The organism is Legionella maceachernii (genome assembly GCF_900167045.1).
GTDB classification, from domain to species: Bacteria; Pseudomonadota; Gammaproteobacteria; order Legionellales; family Legionellaceae; genus Tatlockia; species Tatlockia maceachernii.
The window spans coordinates 56,992-71,453 of record NZ_FUXJ01000016.1 but is presented as its reverse complement, the minus strand read 5'-3'; the positions used below and the strand labels follow the sequence as shown (position 1 = coordinate 71,453).

The following is a 14,462-nucleotide window of genomic DNA, read 5'->3' as shown; positions in this document are numbered from 1 at the left end:
TGTTTTATTCTGGCAAATAAATTTTCAACTAGATGTCTGTATTTATAAAGAGCCCAATCCATACCTGCATTGCCAGTTTTAGAATTGCTCTTTCTTGGAATCACGGGAATGGATGATTTTTTTCGAATGGTATCTCGAACCTCTTCGCTATCATAACCCTTATCTGCAATAGTATGCTCTGCAGCAGGTAACTTTTCGATAAATTCTGGTACAACTTTGCAATCATGCACTTCGCCACCTGTTATTTCAAAATCAATAGGTACCCCCTGAGCCATCAACGGCCATATGAATCTTAGTTGTATTTCCAGCGACCGACTTACCAATGTCTTGTTCTTCCTTATTAGGCGCGCCGGCACTATGTTGATGAGCTTTGACAATACTGCCATCAATAAACTCCCATTCTAAATCGGGCTCTTGCACAAGCGTTTTAAAGATTTGAATTAACTTGTTTTTAGATGCCCATCGATTAAATTGTTGATAAATTGAATTCCAGCATCCAAATTCTATCGGTAGGTCACGCCAAGGGCACCCAACCCGCATGCGATATAACATTGCCTCCACTATCCTACGGAGATTGGGCTTGTCATAAATCCTGTGCTGTAGCATGATCTCCCTCAGCTTTGACCAACGCTCGTCATTGAGCATAAGTCTTAGCATTGCAAACTCATTTTATACTTGGTATCTGAGCCGTTATATTATGAGTTTGCTTTCATTAATCAATGATTAGGTAGTTCAGCTTTTAATTTGACCATCTATTGATGCCGCGGACAAGCCGCGGCACGTAGGCGGCAGGTGAATTGTCAACAGACCCTAGTTAAAAACCCGTATGCCAGCTGATGCTGACATGCGGGATTACTTTATTGATGAGGTAATAGACTTATCCTCTGTGTTACCCTCTACAACAGGAGAGTCAGGTGTTTTTGTTGGTGAGTCTATCGCTACTGTTTTTGTTTGCGACTCATCCACTCTCTTCTCACCTTCCTCAACTTGTTGGTGAACTATGTCCATTCCTTCTTTTTGGACATCTAGCATTTCAGGAACAAGCCCCCCACCGATGAACGTTCTGTAACTTCCGTTTGCAGAAGCCTTGTTAGGAGCTGCCTCTTCAACATTCTCTGATGTCACGGTGGTGGCAGCCGCTTTTTCAACCAAAGGACTTCCCCAAGAACCAAAGAAGAATTGAGAAGTACTCATGTTGCCATTTAGCCAAGCCTTAAGATTAGGGAACCATGGGCCATCACCACGCCAAGCAGCAGCAATATTCTTGAAAAAGGCTTTCAAACCATCTAATTTGCTCTCATAGATCACTGCTCGTCCAACGTAAGCTGGGTCATATTTGTCTGCAATCGGAGTTTGAAGAACCCTTCGCTCTTCTTGGGGATTAATCAGAGACCTCACTTTTTCATTGATATCCAGTGCGCCAACCTCAGGGCTTAATTTATCGGCAACCAGCTTCTTACCTTCTGGTGCTTTAATTTTACCGCTCTCAAATTTTGCCTCGAATTCAGCCCGCATGGTCGTCCATTCGGATTGCAGTGCTCTTTGGTAGGCAGCAAGGTTTTCTTGCAACGTCTCGATAGGAACCGGATCCTTACGCAGGTCGGATTGAATGTCTGGCAAAATGCCATTCCAAAGCTTGTCGCTTTTATCAACGAATTGTTGCCATGGGCCAAGGACCTCATCTTTATCATGGTCTTCGGGCAATGAGGCTTTAAACTCATCAAAGAATTCTTTCGTTAATTGATAGCGAAAATCATTCACCACGTCTTTAATAAGTCGTACGCGTTGCTCATAAGCATCCATTCGTTGTTGCAATTGATCGAGATAATCTTCCGTGGCGGTATAGAATTCCAGAGGTAAGGTTTCAGTACCCAGGTATTCTTTGATGACTTTTTCCACACGCTCTTTATCGAGAATCAGTTGCGAGTCACCCTGCGCGCCAAACCGGCCAGCACGGCCTACAATTTGCCAATAATCGCGCAGCCTTGGAAGGTAAGTTCCAACGACCTTCAACCCATGATCTTTTGCATTGCCATGCAGTTTGATATCCGTACCTCTACCCAGCATCGCGGTGGACACCGTAATGGCCCCAGGCTGACCGGCTGTATTCTGGATATGGGCTGCCTCGACTTCTAGTTTAGTCTCCGCACTGACTCGGTATAATTTCTTTTTTTCGTCCTCTGATAAATTCTTACTCAAGAACTCATGCAGTCGTGCACTTTCATTGTCATCCTCGCAAACTAAAAGGATAGGTTGATTTTTATCTAAGCCGCTTAAAACAGCCTGGAGAATTTTGTGCATGTGGTCTTGCTGAGTATTTGCCAGCAAGACAGGGTTATCGACACGTTTTTGACCACGGTGTCTAGGCATATCGATAAACGTCATGGGTGCCTCTTTAGTTCCATACGCGGTCATGGCTTCTTGCCGTTCGTATATTGAACCAGCGGTACCGGTAACGGCTAATAATTCCCCTTCTGAGTACTCATCCAGTAGGGATTTACTCGTCGATGAATAAACAATCTGTGTTTCTGGATCAATATGGAAAGGATATTTCAAATGATCTAGACCACGGTTCGCCAAGGGATCTTTTGGCAACCTATTCTCCCTTACCATATTCAATCGAGCATGCAAGCATTGATGCACTCCGAAGGAAAATTTAGCAGCGGCGCTAGCTCGACCACCAGCACGCAGTTGTGCCTGGCTTACCAATTTAGTGCCTTGTTTGGTTTGTAAAGAAATATCTTCCATGATGGTAAAGTCCTTACCATACTCAAGATGTAAGGCAGTGAGTGCTGCATTTTGCCATGCTTCCAGTTGATTACGTGAAACCACTGGCATAGGCATGTTTTTATTAAACACGAGGCGGGCCATCTTGGCTTGTCCCTCTTTACCTTCAGCATCCAGTTTGCCACGAGCAAAATGAATAAATGCATCGTTACATTTATCCGCATCGGTTTCGTAAAGGTGTTCATTTCCTTCTTGGCTGAAAAATTCAACCATCAAGTCATATATCCAATCCATACCACGGATATTTGGATTGGCTTGAGCGGAGTAGTTATTGCGCGTGTCTGCACAATCGAAAAAAATTTTATCGGCCTCATCCAGCATTAAAGCGCGTTTTTCAGGATGCTTGGTATCAATGACTTTGTGCCAATTCCCTTCACTACGCGCTCGATTACGGAATAAGCTTAAATTCGTAGGATCAGAGAAGTGTATACCACCGATTTGATATTGATCGGCAGGCATATCGGCTGTGATAAGGCGCGTTTCTGCCCCTAAGGATTTAAAAAAGGCCTGGAATTCAAGATAATCTCGAGTCGCTAACGAGACATCAGCAGTGACGAAATCAACCGTATTGCCTAACGCATATTGGCAAGCCAACGAAATCATCATGATACGAGATTTACCTTCCCCAGTGCCGATTTGGCTGGTGACATGGCCACCTGCTTTCAACATGGAATGAATGGCAAGGTATTGCGTAGTGTTAATTTCGAAGGAGCGGCCCCATTCACGATCTTTGCCTGCGCCTACCGCTTCTAAACCTTTCGTGCGATAAAGGAGCTCAGCCATGAGGGCTACTAATCGCGTCGGATCCTTTCGGTTCTTTTGTTGTTCTTCACTGCTTTCGCGAATGGCTTTTATTTCAGCCAGTAAATCTTTGGTGCTCAGGTGCCGAACGCCAGTCACACCATTCACAGCCTCATTAAGCGCTTTAAGGTCTTCAGGTTTATATTTAAATCCTTCTATTTTATTCTTGTCATCCACTGCAGCGGACAATTGCTTAGCTACGGCATCATCGGCGATACCACATCGTTTAATAGCCCTTACGTCTTTAATGCCACATTGCTTGACTGCTTCATCCAGCTTAAACCCATTGATCCCTTCTCTTTGAACAGGTTCTTTGCTCCAGCCATCATACTGTTCTTTAATGGCGTCGAGGAAAGTCTTTGGTGGTTCAGGCGGCTGTTCTACGGCGTGGGTAAACCATCCATTCATTGCGTCAAAGGAAGGAAACGGCGCATTCTGAAACACAGTGCCAAGCATCGCTTGATAAAGTTCGCCCGTTTCTTTGTTATGACAGCGATCAATAAGATCCTTAATGTCTTCCAATTCGCAAGGTCTATCATTATTCAATAATGAAACAACAACGCTTAAAATTTGTTTTTTAGCTTCAGGAGAAAGATTAGGGTAATTTTCAAAAGGCGCAGCACCTTTAAAGATAGCTAGAAGATGTTGGTAGTTAAAATGGCTCTCTTTGCTCCCCACTTCGCCGAAATGCTCGCAAAGCGCGATAACCAAATTTTGATCTTCTAAGGCTTCAAATTCCCGTTTTAGCTTGCCAATGTTTGAGAATGCTTCTTCAATTTGGCTGCCATCGGCGGTATTAAAGCTCAAATAGTGACGGGTATGATCCAAGATTTGAGATTTCGCACCGGAATATTTTTCCACTAAGCGACCGATGAGCGAGAACGTTTCGCCAAACGCATAAGTATAAGACTTCGCTTCCCCTTCACGCTGCCCTAAAACTCCAGCTACTCTTTGTAGCAATGCACTGTCGGCTGTTTTTACCTTCGGCCTTACACCCATAACAGCGGGTATATGGACCTTCTTCTCTTCATAGCCCAAATCCTCCATTGCTTTCCATCCTAAAAGACCTCCTAGTCCTTTAGCCAGAGCGCCTCCCGTACTCTTTTTCGGGATTCGTTCTATTTTTTCACTGGCAGGGGTAATTTCATAAGGCTCGGTTTCAGGTTGTTGTAACCATTCCAGATGATCTTTGAGCTCACGCATGCCCTCAATTTTATCGACCTCGACATAAATGCCTAAATTGCGAATAGCAAGGTCGATGGCTTGGACCGAAGGCTTGCTGTCGTCCAATGCCACTTTTAATTGCGAATAGGCATTGGTCAATACCGGATTGATATCAATTTCACGTGTTAACTCACCGACATTAGCCGCTAATACAACGTCAATAGCTAAGTCAACCACATCAATTTCGCTGATTGCTTTATTGAATTTTTTCTCAGTTTCCCGAATCTGCGGGAGCGCTTTGGTGAGAAAATAAGTGGCCTTTTCAGCTAATTGGGTCACGGGTTTTTCAAATTTTTCCGCGGTTTGTACGAAGTAAATGAAACTACTTGAACCGTTTTGATTGATGGCTTTCAAAAGATTGATGAATTCATCAAGCTTCGTTCCTTCTTTAAGCCTCGGTTGATTTAAAAACTGAAGTAACTGCAACCGCTCAGTATGGCTTAAACCAGAACAAACTGCTTTCAACAATAAAACAAGATCAATTTGCTTATCGGTCGCTGGATTATTCGGATCATCATAATATTGCCGTAGTGATTCCACTAATGACTTGAGATTGCCGTCAATAAACTCTCTATCAATAACAAGACGAACCTCGGGTGCAGGTTCTCCAGCTCGTTGTCGTGCAAAAAAATCTTTAGCAAAATGGGCTCCGAAGCGCTCTTCCACAAAGTCGAGTAATTGGTCTCTAAAGATTTTGCCTTCTTTTGTAAAGACGGTTTTTATAAGCTGAGGTTCATTGACAACAGGATCTAGAGGCGTTTTCTGGGAAAGATCCATCATTTGGAGAGAAATTTTCTGTATTTCATCCTGATCCAACGGTTCTTTCTCTGCCACTTCAGCCAAGCGTTCCCTTAGCTTAATCAATTCCTCTTCAATCTCTTGGCGTTTCTTTTCATTCTCTTGCAAAACAGGCTCAAGTTCCTTATTCATTCGCTCCCGAGTGATTACTTGTTGACGTTCGAGCTCTGGAACCATCACTTCAATTCTGTCACTCACAGCAAAGAGGAATTGCGTTAAATCTTCGGCCGTAAGTGATCCTTTTCCTTCAGGTTTTTGCGGATTTTCTATGTCTTTAAGAAATCGCAACGCATAGTCGAATAGGGGCTCAGCAAAAGGGCTGTACTTATATGTGCCATCACGTCCAGTTTCCATGAAGAAATCACAGAGCTGTCCTGCTTTAGGGTGGCCTTCGGGGTAAGTTTCAGGTTGTCGGAGTTCAATCCCTTCGATGTAATAATCGACTTGCCCTTTACGTTCACCGTCAGGGAAAATATATTGTGCATTAGCCTTTTTAACTTCAAAAACCTTACCCTCAATGATCTTGCCGGCGTCAGGATGCGAATCAGGGTAACAATAGGCGACCTTCAAAATCGCCCCAACAGGTTGTTTCTCATCAAAAGGAACTTGTTGGCCTGCTTTCTCATGGCCTTTAGGGTAGAAATACACCTCCCTTAAGACTTCAAAAATAGGCGCTGGAGGTAATTGTTCTTTGTCCTGTGCAACGCCTAGTTCTTCGATTCGTTTTCCTGCGTGCTCATGGCCTTCAGGATAAACATAAGCCCACGCAGCAACTGCATTGGGCAAAGCAACGCGCTCTTCTTCTGTAGGAATTACTTGTCCTTTGAGAGGATGTGCAGTGGGATAGAGTTTTACTGTTTTAAATTGCGCTACAGATGCTTGGTCTTTTACTATATCAAGCCCTGCAACTTTTTGTCCTGCAAGATCATGCCCCTCTGGATAAACATACATCCAGCCTTCAACATGATTTTCTACATTGACAAGCTCTCCCTCCGGGATAATTTGCCCTTTCTGTTCATGTTCCTCAGGATAAACAAACACTTGCTTTAATACTGGACGAGGCTCACCCTCTTTATAAATGCCAAACTCAGGAACCCTTTCACCATTAGGATAAACAAGGATTGCACCTTCAACTGCATTGGGTATCGTCGACGAATCCACATTCTCCGGGATAATCTCCCCTTTGTTTGGATATTCATCAGGATAGAGAAATACTGGTTTTGCTTCCGCTGCGAGCGTCTCAGGGATCGCTTGGCCGTTTTTGGGATGGTCCTCTGGGTATAAGTAAACAAGATGCAACAATGCATCACTTCTACGGGCCTTCAGGGAAACAAGGTAATTGCTATTGGGCTGAAAAAAACCGTTTCTCAGTACTCCAATCTCTTGAGATTCAGTGGCAGGAATTTCCCTACCGGCTAGCGGATGGTTTTGCGGATAAACACGGGTATCGGTCTTCTTTCCCCTGGCAAATTGAATTGCTTTCGCCAACCCATCAATATCCCCGATTCCGAGGTGGAAGGTACTAATTTGCTCAAGCAAAATATTTCCAATCGTCTTCTGGTCTTCAGTGTCCTTTTTAACAATGGCTTCACTCACATCCAAATGATGTTCAAAAAGGTTGACTCTACCTTCTTTTGGCTTCTCTTTTTCATCTTTTTTTACTGCATCATACTGCGCTTTATAGTCAGCATCGCCGTAGAATTTCATGCCAAGGTAAATGGTATTACTATAAGTCTTAAGTAATTGTTTTAATCGATTATTGCATTCTTTAAGTATATCAGCCTCTTTCTCTAACCGGCTTTTTCCTCCAAAGGCTTTCATTAATCCAGCACCGGCTAAATCCCCCGATCCGATCTCATGAAACGGTGCCATGGATAATTTAACTAAGCGCTCGAGGACTGGTAATGAAGGGATATCGCCTAAATTGTAAAGCGCTCTTACTGCTTCTTCCTGTACTTGCTCCCTAACCTTTTCAATGGGGGCTTTCACGTCCGCTATTTCACGCAGAATAGAGTCCCAATACGCCATCGCTGTTTTAGGATTTTCAGCATAGAAACGATGATTATCCCCAGTAGTCGATGCAAGCAATAAGGCAGCGAGTTGTTTCTTCGCCTTATCAGACAAGGATGACTTATCGATTTTAGCCTTCGCTTCATTGTAAAAAGACAAGGAATACCGATCGTTTTGGTAAGCAAGGAAGCGATAAAATATTTGAGCTTGATCCCTAGGCTCGGCTTTAGAAACATGCCACCATTGAATTTGATGGTTATATAATTTAGCAGCAAGTGCCCCTCCGGGGCTTAATGCCATTTCGGGTACAACAAAGCCACATGCCTGATCTGGATCCTTAGCCTTAGCATAAGTCATTGCCCTTAAAGCACCTTTGGAAGATAGATCAATTTCACTGATTGCTTCCCATTGCAATTTTCTATCATCCGCATTACAAAGGTTTAAGATGCTAAGCATTCTACCTACGGTTGCAGGTAAATTCCCTGCCCCTTTAAACAACGATTTGCTGTCTTTGCCAGATAGGTCATAAAAAAGTAGCCCGTATTGATCCATTGCATTGGCAAACGCATTGAAGCTTTTATAAACGGATAAGAAATCATCATTTTGTGGCACATGGGCGCCATAAAGCTTATCCCACCATTGTTTTTTATTTTTATCAAACGCGCTGATTGCTTGAACCGCTTGTAAGGTCTCATCGCTTACTAATAGTTTTTCGTAAGCAGAGGTATTTTTTACTAGAGCAGGAAGTTTGGTTAAGGGTTCAATTTTGTTGATCTCTTTCCATTTGTTTAAAAGCTTTTCTAAACCACCATTCCCATACTTATCATGTATCGCTAAAAGCCCATTGAGCTCATTATCCGTTAACTGATAATCCTTTATTGCTTGAACCATTTGTTCTCGTAATTCTGGTGCTGCACCGACTTCGAGTAAAGTGAGAAGTGGATGCTCTGCCACCCCATGAGGTTTGATTGCATTGGCTAAAGTGACAAAGGCTTTTCTGTCTTCAAGCTCGGGAAAAGCGGCTTTCATCCATTCAGTGGAAACCAAGGATTTTTCGTGCGCCTCATCATAATTGTCGGCATAAGAAAGTTTTGCTTGTTCTAAGTTTTCAAAAATAAAAGCAAGGGTTGTGTAGTTAAATCCTTCAACACCGCCACAAAGCCTCATGACTGTTTCTAATTGAGGTCCATCGAGTGTTAATAGTTGCGGCAGGTATTGGCGAAAAGTCTCGCTTGTTTCCCGTGAGTACTTTTCTTTTCCTTGTAAGGTTTTCCATAGCGATTTTAAACTCTCAGGTGCTGCTGCAGTGGATAATAATTTGTCTGCAGTATCAATGCCGACAGCCTCTATGGCTGGTTTAACAACAAACTGAGGAGCAAGAGAGCTCGTTGCATCGCTTGTTGGGTCATAATGAAGTAAAACGGCTTTGGCGTTCTCAGGATCCGGTATTAATAGGAATCCTCTTGGTAACTGATCAACGTTAATACCATTGCCATCTTGAAAATATTCTTTATATTTAACGAGATGGATTAATGCACTGTCCGTAAATCCATCAAGCTGTGGGTTAACGTGAACGACTTGGCCCATGTGGGTCATACCAGGTAGTGCTTTTCCAGCAGGCTTTCCTTGACCCAACTGCAAATTGCCTACAGCCATATTGCTACTCAGCGTATTCCAAAACTGAACAAAATCCGTTTTTTTAAATCCACCAGCAACCTTTTCGAATTTAGCAAAGGCATTGTCTTCTTTCGATTCAATGGCCTCGCGAAGATCAGATACAGTTAATCCTGCAAAACCGCCGTACTTCTTTACTTCTTTCTGCTGGATTGACGTGGGAGAAACAACAACCGTTTCGCTGATGTTTTGAGACTGTTCAAGATCAATACTTACTGTATAAGTCATCTTCCCACGGGCACGAATTGGACGCGCTTGTCGCTGTTGCTCAACTTCGGCTTCTTTGCTTAACGCCGCTTTCAGAAAATCACTGTTCTTATTTCGACGATTAATTGCGGTTGTACTGTCAATTTGCCTTTGCAGATCTGTCTTTTTAACTGCTTCAGGTAATTCAATGGTGACAGCAATCTGCTCTGCCGCGATAAAGTCGCGCAACTGCTCATAATGTTCTTTGGTTAAGACCTCTTGGTCATCCGAAATTTGTAGCTTGGCCAAGTCATGTCGAGACAAATTGGTTAATGCTAATTGTAGATTCTTTACGAAAAGATCGACGTCATCTTTCTTTTCAAGATCGATATTGATTTGTAACGCATTAAAAGGAATGGTCTCAGAAGCCGCTAAAAAGTTATTCAATCCTTTTAAAGCTTCACTATCACTATGCGTTAAAAGCAGGACAGGAACAGGTATCCCTGTTTTGTGAACCGCCTCAGTGATATCAGAAAAGTATTGCTCATATTGAATGGCATCAAGTCCTTCACTTTTAGCGCCCATAGGGAAACTTAGTAGATCCTGGCCAGGAGCATAAGCACCGACCCCTTTTGATACCGCTTCATCAATAGTAGTGGGGGCTGCAGTCACCTGAGGTTTTAACTCATTGAGGAACTCACTTAATTTTTCATCATCAATTCTTACGATAGTTGGCTTGCTCACCACAGGTGGTTTGAATTGTTCATCGCGAGCGAAGACACTATAAACGTCATAAGGAAGCTCTAAATCCTTTAATTGCGCCTGATAAAACTGTTTGACAAGTGCCTTACTAAAATCAGCGCCTGAAGCATCAATGCTTGCGTAGCCCTCAGCAGCTAAATTTTCTCCGCGTATGTCTGGGTTTTGCAGGAGGCTGTGCAAAGCGCGGTACCCACAAGAATAGCCATCGGTTTGACTGGCGTGACCTGTTATTGAACATTTAGGAACATGCTGCCCCTCTTCATTGACGAGAGGATGCCCCTTAAATGCGCGATGAAAACCGTCATCATAGCTAATGGCTTCTTCAATGATTCGTTTATATTCTTGTTCCATTTCTTTGGATAAGCCCAAACTATCATCGATTTGATAACTTATCTCACCACTTACAGGATGATAGTAGACTTGCGCGGCAACCCAATGGGCAGCACCGCTTTTTTCACTGCTGGGTCGATTTAAAATGAGCGGAATAGTGTAAATTCCAGTATTCTCATTGTAGACAAGCTTGTCTTTTTTCGCAGCTTCAATATCTTGTTTTGCTAAAGCCAAAGTAGCCCCAATGCTATCCACTGACAGCGGCATTACTTTGACTTTTTCGCTGAGATCAGTCAGTTTCAACATACGTTGTAAATCGAGATCAGTCACCCAGTGTTTATCGGTGAGTAGTCCTCGCGCGTATTTTTCGCGGATGCTTAAATTGTCGGGGGCATCATAAATATATAAAGGCTGCTCAGCTGCTTTGAGGGCAGGATCAAGTAAGTAAGCTTTAATACCTGGAGCGGCTTTTTCTAAGAAATGAGGTGGATCGGTATTTGTTATGGTTTGATCGAGAAACTGATGTAATAACGCAATATTTGCTTGCTGTTTATTCCGCGTTACTTCATCCCCCGCACCCATTGCAGCAAGATTAAACACATCATGCCTGGTGTTTTTTTCCAGGTATTTTGTTGCTGCTTTAAATGCTTGATTGTATTTAACAATCCATAGAGGGATATCGTTTTCCTCTGTTTTTCCTGCGAGGTAATCGGAAATTAACCTAGTATATTGCTCGGGATTCATTAAACAGCCCCCTGCATTGAATGTAAAAATATGGAATACTGTAAAAATATAGTTCAATTACAATTATAAGTGGTTAAACTTAAGGCTTTATTAACATAAATTTGCGCTAGTGTTTTATTTTTTGATATTCTTCCGCACTTTTGTCGTTTTTCTTTTGCTAAGCTGCGGCTGGAACTTCGCTAAAAAAAGAGGCATTATGTACTGTAAAAGACCCAATCTTTTTATCACAGGGCTCTCTGACGGCCTTTATTTTGCACACTTTATAGGTTATATTTTTAAAAAATGACTATTCCTTGGACACGATCATGACGACCCTGTATGAACTGAACTATTATCAAAATGGCTTTAACCTGATGGTGAAAAAAGGGTATGAGGGGGACGAGGAGGCTGTCAATAAACTGTCGCAAGAAGGTGGAAGTCTCTGGGATGGAGTGTATGGTTATGCGCTTGGAGGTCGTAATGAACTGGTAAAAAAAGTACTTGTTGACCATCCTGAGCTTCTTCCAGCCGCCGCAACAGGCTATGCTCGCGCAAAAAACTCCAAAGAAATAGCCAACCTAAATGGCAATGATGACCTTAAAGCCTATCTTGCTTACGGGTATGCTTTGGCAGGTAACGAAACTCAAGTCCGTGCGGCGTTAAATTCCCGTGGTGGAATAAAGTATCTACCATTAATCATTGAAGGATTAGCCGCCACCAACCAAGCTGCACTCCTGTATGAATTGGTAGACAAAACCCGCTATTATCCTAATGCGCTAAAAGCCGCTGCAAAATCAGCTCAGCACGACCTAGTCACTGGTTTGCTGGATAAATTTTCCATTAATCTTAAAGAATTGGCCACCGCAGAAAATCCTCTCAAATCCAATACACAAACGACTCTTGCTTACGTTCTCCAAGGTTATAGTGAAGGACGTCATTTCGAAGAGGCAGCTGAAATCCTTGAGCTTGGCGTTAATCCTATGCACTGCTTGAACGCGCTTGCTCCAAAAGGTCAACTTGATCCTACCGATGCCAGCCTCTTACTTTCCACCATTAAAAAGCCAGAAACCCGTGAAAAAGTACTCAAGCTGATGGAAAGTCAATTTCGTCTCAAATCAGATAAGCTGGATTTTGAATTGAAGCTGCCACCAAGAACAGAAGGTGAATCGTATGACAATATACTTAAATGTTCTTAAGCCCTCTAATTGATTTTACAGCTTCTTTATGCCGAGGTATTAACTTGTTACTCTAATACACACGTATTATTCAACACACATCAGCCTGCTTTTTCGCAAGCGCACTCAAATCCACTGGCGTGATAATTATCTAAAGAAAAACCAAAATGGAGACGATAAAGACTTAAAATGTCATTAATGAATTTGTCTCTGGTGGACAAGTATTACTAACCCTTGTAACGCACAAAAATCTACGCATTACCGCTTACATTGACCCTAAATTTTTAGACAAAATCTACAAAGGTCGAGAAGTGCTTGTGGAATTTCCAAATGGCAATACCGAAAAAGGGTATATTACTCGCGAATCAGGTTACGCGGAAATCACTCCTTTGAATGAAATCAATCCATTAGCCACTCGGCAAAATAAATTGGTGGTGACAATTAAAACAGTGAATCCCATACCCCAACAATACCAGATTCATGGTATCCCGGTAAAAATTCGATTTAAATCTTGGTACGGTTATTAAAGGGTTCTGAATGAATTCAAGACATCAACTACTGCAGGGTGAGCTTTGCTACACCTATCGCTTTCCAAATGAATTTTGAGTGTCAATATCTTGATCAGAAATTTCAGGTTTAAATGCTTTAAATATTCCCAGACAGAAAGGCCTTGTTTCTTCTTTTTGTGGTTTTTGTAAAACGGATAAAATCGTTCGCAATTCTCTAGCGGCCTGGGCAAATACCTCTGGGCATTCGGTTAGCACTTTTTCCCATGGTTTGTCTTCTAAAGATACAAATAGTTTTTGTTGTAAAAGCTCGTCACGAACTATTTGGTAAACAATATTAGCCAGATAATTTTGCCCTAACTGGTCACAAACGTTCTGCTCTTTAAGGGAATTGATGATCTGCTGCAATTCATTTAATTTTAAGATAAGCACCTCATTTTTCTTAAAACTCCTTACTAAAGATTTAGCCTCTTCAACATCAAAAAAACTGTACTCCACACCCAATTCGTTGAAATACTCACTCTCATTACAGTAAGAAGCAATTTTTTCACCTCGAACCCAAAACCCTAGATTTTCACAAAGTGCGATAACGTTGTCTTCATGGGTAAACAACTCAAGCTTTTTTACTTGGTTTTGAACCGTCAGGAAATGTAATGCTTGTCTTAATGCAGTGGTACAAAGCCTTTTATCTTCATGATGCAGTTTAATATTTTCAAGAAAGGCAATGTGTTGAATAACACTCTCATCAGGATAAAAATCAAAATCAAGAATGAGGTCTTTTTCTTGAAAGACCTGGACCTTATTGTTTACAAGTTGTACTGTCAGTTGACTTGAAGTTTTATCTAAAAGATCGGGAAGTCGAGGTTGGTATTTTTTAGACGGTATTAATTTAGCTTTTTCAACTAACTCAGGATCGATAATTTTATAACTGAAACGCTCAATAAGATAATAATGACTCTCTGGTACCTCTCCAGATCGCTGCAACCAATCTGGAAATACGGCTTCCGCTTGGTAACCTATTGAGTCTGACAAATGAAACGCTTTGTTATTGCCTCCGCTTTGAGTGAAACGTATACACTTAATTTTGGGATTTTGTTTTACGATTTCTTCAAATTCTTTCCAAAAAATTTTGCCATACCCTTTATTCAGGTATTGGGCATCAACACCCATTGAGCAAAACTCTGCCACATGGTCATACGGCCCTGAAAGATACTTAATACGGCGTACACCTACGATGGTCTCTCCTTCATTAATGAAATCGACCATCACGTAGATATCGCTTTGTTGATTAAGGCGGTTGAATGTTTCTTTAAAAGCATTTAATTCTTTTTTTGTGAAAGACATCCATTGAATAATATGGTCTTGCATCCATATTTCCCAAACGCGTTGATAGTCATTTTCAGTAACTCGGCGAAGAAAGGGATACTTTATTTCAGATCGTGTGTACATGGAGATTGCTCAAAAATAAGACAGATAAGCTAGTATA

General features: G+C 42.0%; 4 protein-coding genes and 1 pseudogene. 2 read left to right on the top strand and 3 right to left on the bottom strand.

Annotated elements, in window-relative coordinates; all coding sequences use genetic code 11:
* Both B5D33_RS13230 and B5D33_RS13225 read right to left on the bottom strand, forming a co-directional pair.
* A pseudogene (locus B5D33_RS13230) lies at positions 1-657 on the bottom strand (IS5 family transposase); the annotation flags it as partial.
* A gap of 195 nt (positions 658-852) precedes the next feature.
* Positions 853-11,316 (bottom strand): preprotein translocase subunit SecA, encoded by a 10,464-nt coding sequence (locus B5D33_RS13225; protein ID WP_058453093.1) that lies wholly within the window; start codon positions 11,314-11,316, stop codon positions 853-855.
* 305 nt (positions 11,317-11,621) lie between these two features.
* Between B5D33_RS13225 and B5D33_RS13220 the strand changes: the two genes are divergently transcribed.
* Together B5D33_RS13220 and B5D33_RS16965 are read left to right on the top strand one after the other, a co-directional pair.
* A complete protein-coding gene (locus B5D33_RS13220) occupies positions 11,622-12,491 on the top strand; it encodes a hypothetical protein (protein ID WP_058453092.1) in 870 nt (289 codons plus the stop codon).
* Positions 12,492-12,664: 173 nt separating this feature from the next.
* The gene (locus tag B5D33_RS16965; protein ID WP_115304881.1) at positions 12,665-12,997 is read left to right on the top strand and encodes an HlyD family secretion protein; all 333 of its coding nucleotides are present in this window, start codon (positions 12,665-12,667) and stop codon (positions 12,995-12,997) included.
* A 54-nt stretch (positions 12,998-13,051) separates the two neighbouring features.
* Here B5D33_RS16965 and B5D33_RS13210 read toward each other — a convergent pair whose 3' ends face one another.
* Positions 13,052-14,425 carry a GNAT family N-acetyltransferase gene (locus tag B5D33_RS13210; protein ID WP_058453090.1) on the bottom strand — a complete coding sequence of 458 codons (1,374 nt, stop codon included), beginning with the start codon at positions 14,423-14,425 and terminating at the stop codon, positions 13,052-13,054.
* Positions 14,426-14,462 lie beyond the last annotated feature (37 nt).